Genomic DNA, 15,556 nt, shown 5'->3' on the forward strand with positions numbered 1-15,556 from the left:
TTCTATCAAACATTATAGCCGAACAATGAGAAGAAATCAGTATTTTTCTTTCGATTTTTGCACAAATATTGTTTTAATTTTCAAACGATTGAACATTTTATGAACTCGTTTTCTTGACGCTACTACATTGTGGGAGTACAATGGATGTGACGCGTGATTAATGGAAATGGAAGCATTTACAGTTCTATTAATCATTTAGTTAGTGTGGATGGGGAGTGCATAAATCTTTTATTATCACTATTTAAAAAGGGGGTATACTATATGGCAGGAAATCGAGAATTTTTTTACCGCCGACTCCATTCATTACTAGGGGTTATTCCGGTTGGAATTTTCCTAGTCCAGCATTTAGTAGTGAACCACTTTGCGACTAAAGGTCCAGAATCATTTAACCGGGCAGCATCATTTATGGAACATTTACCGTTCCGCTATTTTTTAGAAATATTTATCATTTTTTTGCCTTTGCTGTTTCATGCTATTTATGGACTTTATATCGCTTTTACCGCTCAAAACAATGTGGGCAGATTTGGATATTTCCGAAATTGGATGTTCATGCTTCAGCGGCTGACAGGAATCATCACGCTCATTTTTGTCACGTGGCACGTATGGCAAACACGTGTACAAGCTGCTTTTGGAGCTGATGTGAACTACGACATGATGGCCAACATTGTTGACAATCCTTTTATGCTTGCTTTTTATATTGTCGGTATTTTGTCAACGGTGTTCCATTTCTCGAATGGGCTATGGTCCTTCTGTGTAAGCTGGGGATTAACAGTTACTCCTCGTTCACAGCAAATTTTTACTTACGTGACGATGATCATCTTTGTAGCGCTTTCAATCGTTGGCATTCGTGCCATTTTAGCATTCGCTTAATCCACGACTAGCAATTTTTTAGGGAGTGAGTAACGATGAAAAAAGGAAAAATCATAGTAGTTGGCGGCGGTTTAGCCGGACTAATGGCCACCATTAAAATCGCAGAAGCGGGTGTGCCAGTGGAATTGTTTTCGCTTGTGCCAGTAAAGCGGTCTCACTCTGTTTGTGCTCAAGGTGGGATTAACGGTGCGGTGAATACAAAGGGTGAAGGAGATTCTCCGTGGGAACATTTCGACGATACGGTATATGGTGGTGACTTTTTGGCAAACCAACCACCAGTCAAAGCAATGTGTGAAGCAGCACCAGGCATTATTTATTTATTAGATCGTATGGGTGTTATGTTTAACCGTACACCTGAGGGATTGCTAGATTTCCGGCGCTTTGGTGGAACGCAGCATCACCGTACTGCATTTGCGGGGGCAACAACGGGTCAGCAGCTGCTTTATGCGCTTGATGAGCAAGTGCGCCGCCATGAAGTCGCTGGCTTGGTTACGAAGTATGAAGGCTGGGAGTTCCTTGGTGCGGTACTAGATGATGAGCAAATTTGCCGTGGGATTGTTGCGCAAAACTTAACGACCATGGAAATCCAATCATTTGCTGCTGATGCTGTGATTATGGCAACGGGTGGCCCAGGCATCATTTTCGGAAAATCCACCAACTCGATTATTAATACAGGTTCAGCTGCATCGATTGTTTACCAGCAAGGTGCCTATTATGCGAATGGAGAATTTATTCAAATCCATCCAACGGCGATCCCGGGTGATGATAAATTACGGCTTATGAGTGAATCGGCGCGCGGTGAAGGCGGTCGAGTCTGGACATATAAAGATGGTAAACCATGGTATTTCTTAGAGGAAAAATATCCAGCATACGGAAATCTAGTTCCGCGTGATATTGCGACTCGTGAAATATTCCATGTTTGTGTTGATTTGAAGCTTGGCATCAACGGCGAAAATATGGTGTACCTCGATCTTTCTCATAAAGATCCTAAGGAACTCGATATTAAATTAGGTGGCATTATTGAGATTTATGAGAAATTCATGGGAGAAGATCCGCGTAAGGTGCCGATGAAAATCTTCCCAGCTGTGCACTACTCCATGGGGGGATTATGGGTTGACTATGATCAAATGACGAATATTAAAGGATTGTTTGCTGCTGGAGAGTGCGACTATTCTATGCATGGCGCCAACCGCTTGGGAGCTAACTCGCTCTTATCGGCGATTTATGGCGGAATGGTTGCAGGTCCGAAGGCCGTTGAATATATTAAGGGATTGGACAAGTCATCTGATGCGCTTCCTTCTTCTTTATATGAGCGTTATGTAAAACAAGAAGAAGAACGTTGGAACAATATTTTATCGATGAATGGAACAGAAAATGCTTATGTGCTTCATAAAGAGCTTGGCGAATGGATGACCGATAATGTGACGATTGTTCGGTATAACGATAAACTTTTAAGAACGGATGAAAAAATTCAAGAGCTGATGGAGCGTTATAAAAATATTAATATTAGCGATACAGCTAAATGGAGTAATCAGGCAGCTTCATTTACTCGCCAGCTTCATAACATGCTTCAATTAGCGCGTGTGATTACACTTGGTGCATACAATCGAAACGAAAGCCGCGGCGCTCATTACAAACCGGAGTTTCCAGAGCGCAATGATGAAGAGTGGCTAAAAACAACAATGGCTCGCTTTACTCCAGATGGTCCAGCGTTCCATTATGAAGATGTGGATACATCACTAATTAAGCCTCGTAAACGTGACTATTCGAAAAAGAAAGAGGATGTGAAATCATGAGCGAGAAAAAAACGATTCGTCTCATTGTAACGCGACAAGATCGTCCGGATTCTGCGCCATACGAAGAGGAATTTGAGATTCCATATCGTCCCAATATGAACGTTATTTCCGCTCTCATGGAAATTCGCCGCAATCCGGTAAATGCTAAGGGAGAAAAAACAACTCCAGTCACATGGGATATGAACTGTTTAGAAGAAGTGTGCGGAGCTTGCTCCATGGTCATTAACGGAAAGCCGCGCCAATCCTGTACAGCTCTTATCGATAAGCTGGAGCAGCCAATCCGTTTAGAACCGATGCGTACATTCCCGGTTGTGCGCGACTTGCAAGTCGATCGCAGCCGGATGTTTGATTCCTTGAAAAAGGTAAAAGCATGGATTCCGATTGATGGAACCTATGATTTAGGTCCGGGCCCGCGCATGCCAGAACGAAAACGTCAATGGGCATATGAGCTTTCTAAATGCATGACTTGCGGCGTGTGCTTGGAAGCTTGCCCGAATGTGAACAGCAAATCAAACTTTATCGGTCCTGCACCGCTTTCACAAGTGCGTTTATTTAACGCTCATCCAACTGGTGCCATGCATAAAGAGGAACGTCTTAAAGCCATTATGGGGGATGGAGGGCTAGCGAACTGCGGTAACTCGCAAAACTGCGTGCAGTCTTGCCCGAAAGGCATTCCGCTCACTACCTCCATTGCAGCGTTAAACCGCGCTACAACTGTTCAAGCGTTTCGCAGCTTTTTCGGAAGCGACGAAGTGTAATAAAAATCCTCTTCATGGAGTTTTCCATGAAGAGGATTTTTTTTGAGAAAAAAGAGAAAAAGAGATTGAAAGAAAAAGCAGATTCTATAAACGGTTTGAAGATACTTGTCAATTGCTTAGGTTACGTCAACATATGGCCAAGTACCGAATAATAGGACACTCACAGGCTCATCTATTTGTTAATAAGCGGTATTGTTCGCTTGCTCAATCATCGAAATCGGCTCAGCACTCGCTCATTTAGAGGGATGTTGACGCATCAAATGATGTCCATACAGGCTGCTGTTTCATCGCATTTTCTATAAATACCTATTTTTCTAGAAGCAATGTGAATTTTTGTCACCGTCACCCGTTATTCCACATACTATATGGTGAATAAATACCCATCCGGTAGTTCAGGTCTGGCTAAAGCAAGGAGGGTTATCTTAATTGAAGGACAAATCATTTCACTCAAAGCCATTGCTTACGAAAAGAGAAAGAGAAGTATTTGAATTATTAGTTCAAGATAAAACAACAAAAGAGATTGCTAGTGAGCTGTTTATTAGCGAAAAAACGGTTCGCAACCATATCTCAAACGCCATGCAAAAGCTTGGGGTAAAGGGGCGTTCCCAAGCGGTGATTGAGTTGCTTAGAATGGGAGAACTTGAACTATAGGTAATACCGGCTACCCTTAGCAACGAGGGAGCCGGTTTATTATTGTTGGCAAATTTTTTATTGATTATACGGAAAAGTGTAGTAAAATGTATATGGCTTGTTTTGCTTGCAATTTGATCAAGAAATATGAACAATATAAATGTGCATAAATCTTATAGGGGAGATTGTATGCCAGTTGAAATGGATGAAAAGGCTATTGCTGAGCTAGAAAAATCGCTCCGTTATATTGCGGCGATTTTAAAACGAAAAGGAAGAGAAGTTTTAGTTCGATATCCAATTACAAGACAGCAATTTATTGCCTTACAGCTGCTTTTCGAAGAAGGAGATATGACCATCGGCGAGCTATCGAATAAAATGGAGCTAGCCTGCAGCACAACAACCGATTTAATTGATCGAATGGAAAAAAACAAGCTAGTAACAAGAGTGAAAGATCAAAAGGATCGCAGAGTGGTGCGCATTCATCTCCTTCATGAAGGCGAACGCATTATTCGAGAAGTCATCAAAAAACGTCAGCATGATTTGGCGTTAGTGCTGAAAAATTTTTCAGCAGAGGAAGTTGCTCTTTTAGAAGAAAGCTTAAAAAAATTGCATCAAGAAATGAAAAAAGAATGAGGCGAATCACTTGGAAAGATCAATAGGAGTTATCGATTCAGGAGTTGGAGGACTAACGGTCGCAAAGGAAATTATGCGGCAGTTGCCAAAAGAACGAATTATTTATCTAGGAGATACAGCAAGGTGTCCATATGGTCCTCGACCGCAAGAGGAAATTCGTCGATTCACTTGGGAAATGACGAATTATTTGCTGCAATATGATATTAAAATGCTTGTCATTGCATGTAACACGGCGACAGCCGTTGTGCTTGAAGAAATTCGCAACGAATTGAATATCCCGGTGTTAGGAGTGGTGCATCCGGGGGCGCGTGCAGCGTTAAAAATGACAAAGAACGAGCAAATCGGTGTGATCGGCACAATAGGAACAGTGAAAAGCCGCGCATATGAAAAGGCGCTGAAGTCCATTAATCACCGTGTTCATGTAGAAAGCTTGGCTTGTCCAAAATTTGTTCCACTTGTTGAAAGCGGGATTTTCGAAGGAGAAGAAGCGAAGCAGATTGTGGCGGAAACGCTTAAGCCTTTGAAATCAAGCGGAATCGATGTATTGATTTTAGGATGCACGCACTATCCGCTGTTAAGTCCGCTTATTCACGAATATATGGGGAAAAAAGTGAAGCTGATTTGTTCGGGCGATGAGACGGCTCGTGAAGTGAGCACGATTTTACATCATAGCGAGCTGTTGCAGACAGGAGAAAAAATAGCCGATCACCTCTTTTTGACAACTGGTCCGAAGGAAATGTTCCAAAAAATTGCATCACGATTGTTTGGACAGCCTGTTGATAATATCCAAACGATTGAATTATAAAAAAATCCTTCAGTGGTAAGCTGAAGGATTTTTTTATTCTATTTTTTTAAGCGGCTCGTATACATAATAGTACAAACCACTGTTAGGAGGGACTATGTGATGTTGAATCGGCGAACGTATAAACTTGCTGCACCGGTTATAGCTTCCATGATTTTGTTAAGCGGATGCGGATTATTTGGAAAGGATCAAGCAGTAAAAGAAATTGATCCACCGCAGGATGTCAGCTACTTGAAAAACGGGGAGTCGCTGCAACAGCCAAAAGAGAAAGCGAACGGAACGGCAAAAGAATCACAGGCAACAGAAACAGTCAAACGCGAGCTTTATTTAATCGATAAAAATGGTTTCGTTGTGCCTCAGACCCTTTCATTACCTAAAACAGATGCCGTTGCGAAACAGGCCCTTGAGTATTTAGTACAAGGAGGACCTGTAGAAGATATGCTGCCGAATGGGTTTCGAGCCGTATTGCCAGCTGACACCCGCGTATTAAGCGTTAATTTGCAAAAAGATGGAACGATTGTAGCTGATTTTTCGCCAGAATTTGCTCATTATAAGGCAGAAGATGAAAAGAAAATTTTGCAAGCTATTACATGGACATTAACGCAATTTGATAATGTTAAAAAGGTGAAAATACGTATTAATGGACACGATCAAACAGTTATGCCGGTGGATGGAACACCGATTCAAGATGGGGTCAGCCGCGAAGATGGCATCAATATCGATACAAGCAATGTTGTCGATATTACGAACACTCGCCCGATCGTCGTCTATTTTGTAGAGCAGCAAGGGGAGCAGACATACTACGTGCCAGTGACACGACGCATCTCCAACGAGCAAAAGGATGATATTGCCGCAGCCGTTAATGAATTGATCAAAGGTCCGAAATATGGCAGCGGACTGGTCAGTGACTTCCAGCCAGATGTTCAGCTTATTGACAAGCCAGTTTATAAAGATGGCAAAGTGACGCTAAATTTTAACGACGCGATTTATGGAAGCAATAAAAAACATGTGATTTCTGAAGCTGTGCTGAACTCTCTTGTTCTATCATTAACAGAACAAAAAGGAATTGAAAGTGTGGCCATCACAGTGAATGGAAAAGCTGATCTTGTTAAAGAAGATGGAAAAGCACTTTCAGAACCAGTAACAAGACCAGAAAATGTGAACACCGGTAGTTTTTAATGTTATAATATGGTATAAAAAGAGGTAGGTCATATACTACCTCTTTACTATTTTATTTTTGGTACTTTTAAGGGGGCTTTTTTCATGAGAGGCGATGGAAGAGAAAGCTGGCAACTTCGACCAGTACATATTGAAACAAACTTTATTAAACATGCGGAGGGCTCTGTGTTAATTGCTGTCGGCGATACAAAGGTGATTTGTACAGCCAGCATCGATGATAAGGTTCCGCCGTTTATGAGAGGCGGCGGAAAAGGATGGATTACAGCGGAATATGCGATGCTGCCGCGAGCAACTGAACAGCGCAATATCCGAGAATCCAGCAAGGGAAAATTATCGGGCAGAACAATGGAAATTCAACGTCTGATCGGCAGAGCGCTTCGTTCGGTTGTCGATTTAGACAAAATGGGGGAAAAAACGATTTGGATTGACTGTGACGTGATCCAGGCCGATGGAGGAACAAGAACAGCCGCAATAACAGGCGCCTTTGTTGCGATGGTGCTCGCTTTTGCGAAATTACTTGAAGAAAATAAAGTGGCTGAATTTCCTGTGCGTGATTTTCTTGCGGCGACATCTGTGGGGATTGATCCGCAGCATGGTATCATTCTTGACTTGAACTATGCGGAGGATTCGCAGGCCAATGTTGATATGAACGTCGTGATGACCGGTTCCGGGCGTTTCGTAGAAATTCAAGGAACGGGAGAGGAAGCGACATTTTCTCGAGCCGAGCTCCAAGAGATGCTAGAAGCAGCGGAATTAGGAATTCGCCAATTAATTGAGATTCAGAAGAACGTGCTAGGAACACTAGCAGAAAAAATTCAATATGATGCAGAGGAACGTGTGAAGAAATGATAAAACAAGTGATTATTGCAACAAAAAACGCTGGAAAAGCAAGAGAATTTGAAGCATTATTCAATGAAAAAGGAATGCAGGTTAAAACGTTATTAGATTTTCCTAATTGTCCAGATGTCGAGGAAACGGGAGATACATTTGCAGAAAACGCGCGATTAAAAGCTGAAGCAATGGCCGCGTACTTTCAGCAAATGGTGATTGCTGACGATTCGGGCCTGTCCATTGATGCTCTCGACGGCAGGCCTGGTGTTTACTCGGCGCGTTATGCCGGCGAAGAAAAAGATGATCAAGCGAATATAGCAAAAGTATTAAAAGAATTAAAAGGAGTTCCATTTGAACAGAGAACAGCGCGTTTTCATTGCACATTGGCGATTGCGATTCCTGGAAGGCCGACGGTGATTGTCGAAGGAACATGTGAAGGCTATATCGCAGAAGAGCCAAAAGGTGAGAACGGATTTGGCTATGATCCGATTTTTTATGTTCCTGAAAAAAATAAAACAATGGCCGAATTGCCAAAGGAAGTAAAAAATAAAATAAGCCACCGCGCTGATGCGCTGGCTAAATTAAATGAAAAATGGGATACCATCATAAGCGGGGAGTAACAAAATGAGAGTGCTCATTGTCAGTGACAGTCATGGAATGACGAAAGAGCTAACAGAGATCAAACAGCGCCACGCTAACCAAGTGGATGCGTTCATTCATTGCGGGGATTCTGAATTGCCGAGCGACTGTGCCGAATTGCAAGAATTTCGTTCGGTTGCTGGCAATTGTGATTTCGACAAAGGCTTTCCAAAAGAAAGAAGCGAAGAAATTCACGGCGTGCGATTTTTTATTACGCATGGTCATCTATATAATGTCAAAATGACGCTGATGAATCTTTATTACCGCGCTCAAGAAGCGAATGCTCAAGTGGTCTGCTTTGGCCATTCGCATATTGCTGGAGCGGAGATGGTCAACAATCTTTTGTTTATTAATCCGGGAAGCCTTCTTTTGCCGAGGATGCGAAAGGAGAAAACATATGCATTGCTTGAAATTAAGAATGGACAAGCTACCGTTCAATTTTATGACGTGAACGGTCAAGAAGTGCCTTCCTTGGCTCAATCATTCATCCTTTGAGCGGGAAACCATTCCCGCTCTTTTTTATATTATTGACTTTATCCACTCCCTTTCGTATAATAAAAAATGGCTTTAAGAGTCGCCAAATCGGCACCTTGTTTGTTGTGTGGATTGGCTTCTCGGGCTGAGTAAGGTGAAAGAAAAGACGAGGCGAACAGAAAACATGCGGGCGCTGCTATGGTAGCCAAGCAGACGCAAATTGTAGACTTATTAATTTCATATACGATGTCCCAGTAGCTCAGTTGGATAGAGCAGCGGCCTTCTAAGCCGTCGGTCGGGAGTTCGAGTCTCTCCTGGGACGCTAAGAAAAAGCCTTTGCATATGCAAGGGCTTTTTCTTAATTTGCCGGCCTATCACGCTTGAATGGTGGCTATGGAATCTTGTAAATAATAAAACGCTCAGCCTCCTCTGTAAGTATAGCTTATGAGTAAGCCTCTGAAACATAAGGAGAAGGTGTCTAGCCTCTCCCACCGTTGTTTTTTAGAAAATCCACATGTATCCCATGATCGAAGATTGTGAAAAATAGGACTTAAGGAATGGCTAGAAAACCTTTTTTGCACTTCAATAAACAAATCGGAATCTCCTCCTCTGGTTCCATAAAAAACCCGCTTTTGCCATGAATTTAAAAAAAATTTTCCTTCTTTCTATTGCTTGGTACAATCATAATGTAAGCGTATTCAAATATTCGAACGAATCTAAATATTCAAAAAATAGTATTGACTCTTCCTTATTTTGCCCTTATTATAATTTTCAAATAAATCAATCGAATCAAAAAAATAAGACGCTTACAAGATGGCGCACTTACCAAGGGAAGAGGGGAAAAACATTGAGTGAACAATGGATTTTTTTAAACGGCGAGTTTGTTACGAAAGAAAATGCAAAGGTTTCCGTATACGACCATGGTTTTCTGTACGGGGATGGCGTGTTTGAGGGAATACGCGTCTATAGCGGAAACGTCTTTCGTCTCCAAGAACATATTGATCGTTTGTATAACTCGGCCAAATCCATTTTATTAACTATTCCTTACACAAAAGAAGAACTAACGGATTTAATTGTTCAATCGGTTCAAAAAAACCAATTTCAAGATGCATATATTCGAGTGGTTGTTTCGCGGGGGGTCGGAGATTTAGGTCTTGATCCGTATAAATGTCAAAATCCGCAAGTCGTCATTATCGTGGAGCCGTTGGCTATCTTTCCAAAACATTTATATGAAACGGGAATCGAAGTGGTGACAGTGGCGACAAGAAGAAATCGCCCAGATGTGCTAAGTCCAAAAGTAAAATCATTGAACTATTTAAATAACGTTCTCGTTCGAATTGAAGCCCATTTAGCCAATGTCAGCGAAGCGTTAATGTTAAACGATCAAGGCTATGTAGCTGAAGGATCGGCGGATAATGTGTTTATTGTGAAAAATGGTGTTTTGTATACACCGCCGGGATATGTAGGCGCTCTTGAAGGAATTACAAGAGAGGCGATTATCGATATGGCTAGAGAGCTTGGCTATGTCGTTAAAGAAGAACCGTTCACTCGCCATGATGTTTATACTGCTGATGAAGTATTTTTAACAGGAACGGCGGCGGAAGTGATTGCCGTTGTAAAAGTGGATGGCCGGACCATCGGTGAAGGGGTTCCGGGAGTTCATACGAAAAGGCTGCTTGAAGCCTTTAGACAAAAGGTAGTAGCTGAAGGTGTCAAAGTATATCACACAAATGTGAATGCAGGTTAATTGTGAATGAACCATGAAAATTAAACGACATGAAAGCGTTGAAGAGGATAAGTAGTCAACGGAAAAAAGCATCTACAGAGAGCCGGGGGAGCTGAAAACCGGTGATGCTGCCGCTTGATGAACTCACCTCTGAGCGCCAGCTTGAACGCTTTGGCTAGTAGAGTTGGACGGGTGGAATCAAAAGCGCTCCACTCGTTATTAAAAAGAGCGTCTGAACATTTCAGATGCTCATGAGGTGGTCAGTTGGCCATGAAAAAGGGTGGTACCGCGGAAAGAAAGCCTTTTCGCCCCTTTGACCTAGAACAAGTAGGTCATGATGGGGTGAAGAGGCTTTTTCATTGCTTTTATAAAAGTTGAGGAGGAAGGATGAAGCATGGCAAACATGAAAGTCGAGGAGAAAAGGAAGCAAAAAATGAAAATAAGCGGAGCATTAATGCTGATAGAGGCATTAAAAGCAGAGAAAGTAGAAGTGATCTTTGGATATCCAGGAGGAGCGGTATTGCCGATTTACGACAAATTGTATGATTCAGGCATTTTCCATGTTTTAACGCGCCACGAACAAGGAGCCATTCATGCAGCAGAAGGCTATGCCCGCATTTCTGGAAAACCAGGGGTTGTCATTGCGACGTCCGGTCCTGGAGCAACAAACATTGTGACAGGCTTAACAGATGCGATGATGGATTCGTTGCCGTTGGTTGTTTTTACTGGCCAAGTAGCGTCAGGAGTCATCGGTTCTGATGCCTTTCAAGAAGCAGATGTTGTTGGAATTACCATGCCGATCACGAAGCACAGCTACCAAGTTCGCCATGTCCAGGAGCTTCCGAAGATTATTAAAGAAGCATTTCATATTGCGACAACAGGGCGGCCAGGACCAGTACTGATTGATATTCCAAAGGATATGACGACCCAAGAAGGAGAATTTGATTATGAACAGCCTGTTCGTCTTCCTGGATATCAGCCAACCGTTTATCCTAACCATTTGCAAATTCGCAAGCTGGTTGAAGCAGTGAGCCAAGCCAAACGCCCAGTCATTTTAGCGGGAGCGGGCGTATTGCATGCCAATGCATCTCAAGAGCTGCAGCAATATGCGGAGCAGCAAAAAATCCCCGTCATCCATACGTTGCTGGGACTCGGAGGCTTTCCGGCAGACCATCCACTTTTTCTGGGCATGGCGGGGATGCACGGAACGTATACAGCGAATATGGCCTTATACGAATGTGATTTATTAATCAATATCGGCGCCCGTTTTGATGATCGTGTGACTGGAAATTTAAACTGTTTTGCTCCGAAAGCAACGGTGGCGCACATTGATATCGATCCAGCGGAAATCGGCAAAAATGTGCCAACAAAAATCCCGATTGTGAGCGACGCGAAAGAGGCACTAAAAGAGCTGATTCTTCAAGAAGGAAGGCCGGCTGATACAGATGAATGGCTTGCACAGTTAGCAGAATGGAAAAAAGGATTTCCGCTCGTTTATAAAAATGAGCCTAGAACGATGAAGCCGCAGAAGTTAATTGAGATGATTTATGAGCTCACAGATGGAGAAGCCATTGTGACCACGGATGTAGGGCAGCATCAAATGTGGACTGCGCAGTATTACAAGTTCAACCAGCCAAACCGTTGGGTTACTTCAGGAGGGCTCGGCACGATGGGGTTTGGGCTTCCGGCGGCGATTGGGGCACAGTTAGCCGATCGGCAAGCGACTGTTGTTTCGATTGTCGGCGATGGCGGATTTCAAATGACGTTGCAAGAGCTATCGGTTATTCAAGAATTGAAGCTGCCGATTAAAGTGGTGATTGTGAACAATCAATCGCTCGGCATGGTGCGGCAGTGGCAGCAGCTCTTTTACGAAAAGCGATACTCGCACTCGCTCATTCCGAACCAGCCGGATTTTGTCAAACTGGCCGAGGCTTACAATATAAAGGGATTGCGGGCGAAAACAGAAGCGGAAGCTGTCCGCGTATTACAGCAAGCTTTTTCCCTTCACGAACCAGTATTGCTCGATATTCACGTAGCGGCGGATGAAAATGTATATCCAATGGTGGCGCCAGGAAAGGGCCTGCATGAAATGGTGGGGGTGAAATTGTGCGAAGAATCATTACAATGACGGTTCATAATCGTCCAGGCGTGCTCAACCGGATTACGGGTTTATTTACAAAACGCCATTATAATATCGAAAGCATTACAGTCGGACACACAGAAACAGAAGGAATCTCCCGCATGACATTTGTTGTCAATGTGGAGGACGAACGTACAGCGGAACAAATTACGAAACAATTAAACAAGCAAATCGACGTGCTGAAGGTCCATGATATTACGGATCAAGCGATCGTAGCAAGAGAGCTGGCGCTTATTAAAGTAGCGGTCAATCCAGCCGCGCGTCAGGAAATTTATACCCTTATCGAGCCGTTCCGCGCTGCGGTTGTCGATGTGGGCAAGGAGAGCCTCGTCATTCAAGTAACAGGGGAACCAGAGAAAGTAGAGGCGCTTATTGATTTATTAAAGTCTTACGGAATTAAAGAAGTCGCCAGAACTGGTACAACCGCATTTACACGCGGCTCGCAAAAAGCAGCCGCTTCCTATAAAACTGCATTTATCATTTGAAAAAGGAGAGGGATTTAAAATGGCGAAAGTTTACTATAATGGGGATGCAAACGAACAATATTTACAATCGAAAAAAGTAGCGATTATTGGATATGGTTCTCAAGGGCATGCACATGCGCAAAATCTTCGCGACAGCGGGGTAGAAGTTGTTGTCGGTCTTCGTCCAGGAAGATCATGGAATCAAGCGGAGCAGGATGGTTTTCAAGTCCGCACGGTGCGGGAAGCAACACGAGAAGCCGATGTGATTATGATTTTGCTTCCAGATGAGAAACAGCCGTCTGTATATAAAGAAGAAATTGAGCCGGAATTGCAGCCAGGCAATGCTCTCGTATTTGCTCATGGGTTTAACATTCATTTCAATCAAATTGTTCCGCCGCAGGATGTGGATGTTTTCTTAGTGGCTCCAAAAGGTCCTGGACATTTAGTGCGCCGCACATATACAGAAGGAGCTGGAGTGCCAGCGTTGATTGCTGTGTATCAGGATGTCACAGGGGAAGCAAAGGAAACAGCGCTCGCCTATGCGAAAGCGATCGGAGCGGCACGAGCAGGAGTGTTGGAGACGACTTTCAAAGAAGAGACGGAAACCGATCTGTTCGGCGAACAAGCGGTATTATGCGGCGGATTGACATCGCTTGTGAAGGCTGGATTTGAAACGCTTATCGAAGCAGGATATCAGCCAGAAGTGGCCTACTTTGAATGTCTTCACGAGATGAAGCTGATCGTTGACCTTATGTATGAGGGAGGACTTGCATGGATGCGCCATTCCATTTCCGACACCGCGCAATGGGGAGATTTTATTTCTGGGCCGCGCATCATTAATGATTCAGTGAAAGACGAAATGAAAAAGGTGCTTGAAGATATTCAAACAGGAAAATTTGCTAAAGGCTGGATTTTGGAAAATCAAGCGAATCGCCCAGAATTCAATGCGATCAATAGAAGGGAAAATGAGCATCTAATCGAAACAGTCGGGCGCGAGTTGAGAAGCATGATGCCGTTTGTGAAAGCGAAACAGAAAGAAGTGGTGGTCACCAGTGCGAAAAATTAATATTTTTGACACAACCTTGCGTGATGGAGAGCAGTCAGCCGGCGTAAATTTAAATTTACAGGAAAAGCTAGAAATCGCTCGACAATTGGAAAGGCTTAAGGTGGATATTATTGAAGCAGGTTTTCCTGCCGCCTCCAAAGGAGATTTTCAATCGGTTAAACAAATTGCGGAAACGATTAAACATGCTTCTGTGACCGGGCTTTCTCGCTCGGTCCAGAGCGATATTGACACAGCATGGGAGGCATTAAAAGGAGGGGCAGAGCCGCGTTTGCACTTGTTTATTGCCACTTCACCGATTCATATGGCTCATAAACTGAGAATGACGCCGGAACAAGTCATTGAAGCAGCGGTTTCCTCTGTCAAGTATGCTAAACGTTACTTTCCGATTGTGCAATGGTCTGCAGAAGATGCTTGTCGAAGTGAGCTTCCTTTCCTAGCGGAAATTGTGGCCAAAGTCATTGAAGCGGGAGCGAGTGTGATCAACATTCCTGATACGGTAGGATACATCACGCCAAAAGAATATGGGGAGATCTTCGATTTTTTAAGAAAAAATGTTCCGAATATTGAAAAAATATCGTTGTCAGCTCATTGCCACGATGATTTAGGGATGGCTGTAGCAAACTCACTTGCTGCGATTGAGCACGGCGCAACGCAGATCGAAGGAACCATTAATGGCATCGGTGAACGGGCGGGGAATGCGGCATTAGAGGAAATCGCGGTTGCCCTTTATATCCGTAAAGATTATTACAAGGCAGAAACCGGCCTCAATCTTCAAGAAATTAAGCGAACAAGCAATTTAGTGAGCAAACTGACAGGAATGACGCTTCCAGCGAATAAAGCGATTGTCGGAAAAAATGCTTTTGCGCATGAATCTGGCATTCATCAAGACGGGGTGTTAAAAGAAAAGACAACGTATGAAATTATTTCTCCAGAGCTTGTTGGGGTTCAATCGAACTCGATGGTGTTAGGAAAGCATTCGGGCCGCCATGCGCTGCGTAATCGTGTCGTGGAGCTCGGCTACACGCTGTCAGAAGCGGAAATCAATAAGCTGTTTGTCCGTTTTAAAGAGTTGGCCGACAAGAAAAAAGATATTACCGATGATGATTTAGTTGCTTTAATCTTTGAAGAAAAATTTGATCTTTTTAAAGAATTTTATCAGCTGTCCTCCATTCAAGTCCAATATGGAACAAATCAAATTCCGACAGCTGTCGTCGTGTTGATGGATGGGCAAGGCAATGAAATTCAAGAGGCAGCAACAGGAGCCGGCAGTGTAGAATCGTTGTACAACACATTAGAGCGCTGCTTCAAAACAGAGGTCAAGTTGTTGGATTATCGGATTGAATCCGTCAGCGGCGGAAGAGATGCTCTTGCTCAGGTATTCGTAAAAGTTCGCGTCAACGAAATAGAAACAAGCGGGCGCGGGACTGCGCAAGACGTGCTTGAAGCATCCGCGAAAGCTTATATTAACGCGGTGAACAGGGTGTTTATGATTGAAAAAATGAGGGAAGAAAATCAAAAAGTAGTCATTAAAAACTAATCAAATAATAT

The 15,556-nt window shown here is 43.3% G+C and carries 15 protein-coding genes, 1 tRNA gene and 1 other annotated feature; all 16 genes read left to right on the plus strand.

Annotation, left to right across the window (positions count from 1 at the left end; genetic code table 11):
• The first annotated feature begins 261 nt into the window (after nt 1-261).
• The 16 genes from GFC28_RS16870 (at nt 262) to GFC28_RS16945 (ending at nt 15,545) form a co-directional block, all read left to right on the plus strand.
• Complete coding sequence (locus tag GFC28_RS16870; protein ID WP_044742967.1) at nt 262-870, plus strand: succinate dehydrogenase cytochrome b558 subunit; 609 nt, start codon at nt 262-264, stop codon at nt 868-870.
• 35 nt (nt 871-905) lie between these two features.
• Nucleotides 906-2,666 carry a succinate dehydrogenase flavoprotein subunit gene (gene sdhA, locus GFC28_RS16875; RefSeq protein WP_044742966.1) on the plus strand — a complete coding sequence of 587 codons (1,761 nt, stop codon included), beginning with the start codon at nt 906-908 and terminating at the stop codon, nt 2,664-2,666.
• Nucleotides 2,663-3,424 carry a succinate dehydrogenase iron-sulfur subunit gene (gene sdhB, locus GFC28_RS16880; RefSeq protein ID WP_044742965.1) on the plus strand — a complete coding sequence of 254 codons (762 nt, stop codon included), beginning with the start codon at nt 2,663-2,665 and terminating at the stop codon, nt 3,422-3,424. The genes sdhA and sdhB overlap by 4 nt, the downstream gene beginning before the upstream one ends.
• A 426-nt stretch (nt 3,425-3,850) precedes the next feature.
• Complete coding sequence (gene gerE / locus GFC28_RS16885) at nt 3,851-4,075, plus strand: spore germination transcription factor GerE (RefSeq protein ID WP_044742964.1); 225 nt, start codon at nt 3,851-3,853, stop codon at nt 4,073-4,075.
• Between the two features lie 168 nt (nt 4,076-4,243).
• On the plus strand, nt 4,244-4,687 hold the full coding sequence (locus tag GFC28_RS16890) for a MarR family winged helix-turn-helix transcriptional regulator (RefSeq protein ID WP_044742963.1): 444 nt from the start codon (nt 4,244-4,246) through the stop codon (nt 4,685-4,687).
• 10 nt (nt 4,688-4,697) lie between these two features.
• Entirely contained in the window at nt 4,698-5,492 is a 795-nt protein-coding gene (racE, locus tag GFC28_RS16895; protein WP_044742962.1) for a glutamate racemase, read from the plus strand.
• A 99-nt stretch (nt 5,493-5,591) separates the two neighbouring features.
• Entirely contained in the window at nt 5,592-6,668 is a 1,077-nt protein-coding gene (locus tag GFC28_RS16900; RefSeq protein WP_044742961.1) for a GerMN domain-containing protein, read from the plus strand.
• Between the two features lie 84 nt (nt 6,669-6,752).
• Nucleotides 6,753-7,517: a ribonuclease PH gene (gene rph, locus GFC28_RS16905; protein WP_044742960.1), complete on the plus strand. Its 765-nt coding sequence runs from the start codon at nt 6,753-6,755 to the stop codon at nt 7,515-7,517.
• Nucleotides 7,517-8,119, plus strand: coding sequence for an XTP/dITP diphosphatase (locus GFC28_RS16910; protein WP_044742998.1), 603 nt, complete (start codon nt 7,517-7,519; stop codon nt 8,117-8,119). The genes rph and GFC28_RS16910 overlap by 1 nt, the downstream gene beginning before the upstream one ends.
• Before the next feature lie 4 nt (nt 8,120-8,123).
• Nucleotides 8,124-8,633 (plus strand): metallophosphoesterase family protein, encoded by a 510-nt coding sequence (locus tag GFC28_RS16915; protein ID WP_044742959.1) that lies wholly within the window; start codon nt 8,124-8,126, stop codon nt 8,631-8,633.
• A gap of 227 nt (nt 8,634-8,860) precedes the next feature.
• Nucleotides 8,861-8,934: transfer RNA gene (locus GFC28_RS16920), tRNA-Arg, on the plus strand.
• Nucleotides 8,935-9,459: 525 nt separating this feature from the next.
• Nucleotides 9,460-10,359: a branched-chain-amino-acid transaminase gene (ilvE, locus tag GFC28_RS16925; RefSeq protein ID WP_044742958.1), complete on the plus strand. Its 900-nt coding sequence runs from the start codon at nt 9,460-9,462 to the stop codon at nt 10,357-10,359.
• Nucleotides 10,360-10,388: 29 nt separating this feature from the next.
• Nucleotides 10,389-10,654, plus strand: a binding site (T-box leader).
• A gap of 78 nt (nt 10,655-10,732) precedes the next feature.
• A complete protein-coding gene (ilvB, locus tag GFC28_RS16930; protein WP_044742957.1) occupies nt 10,733-12,466 on the plus strand; it encodes an acetolactate synthase large subunit in 1,734 nt (577 codons plus the stop codon).
• A complete protein-coding gene (ilvN, locus tag GFC28_RS16935) occupies nt 12,445-12,963 on the plus strand; it encodes an acetolactate synthase small subunit (protein WP_044742956.1) in 519 nt (172 codons plus the stop codon). The genes ilvB and ilvN overlap by 22 nt, the downstream gene beginning before the upstream one ends.
• A 19-nt stretch (nt 12,964-12,982) precedes the next feature.
• The gene (gene ilvC / locus GFC28_RS16940; protein ID WP_044742955.1) at nt 12,983-14,008 is read left to right on the plus strand and encodes a ketol-acid reductoisomerase; all 1,026 of its coding nucleotides are present in this window, start codon (nt 12,983-12,985) and stop codon (nt 14,006-14,008) included.
• Nucleotides 13,995-15,545: a 2-isopropylmalate synthase gene (locus tag GFC28_RS16945; RefSeq protein ID WP_044742954.1), complete on the plus strand. Its 1,551-nt coding sequence runs from the start codon at nt 13,995-13,997 to the stop codon at nt 15,543-15,545. The genes ilvC and GFC28_RS16945 overlap by 14 nt, the downstream gene beginning before the upstream one ends.
• Nucleotides 15,546-15,556 lie beyond the last annotated feature (11 nt).

Origin of the sequence: Anoxybacillus sp. B2M1 (assembly GCF_001634265.1) — a bacterium.
Taxonomy (GTDB): domain Bacteria; phylum Bacillota; class Bacilli; order Bacillales; family Anoxybacillaceae; genus Anoxybacteroides; species Anoxybacteroides rupiense.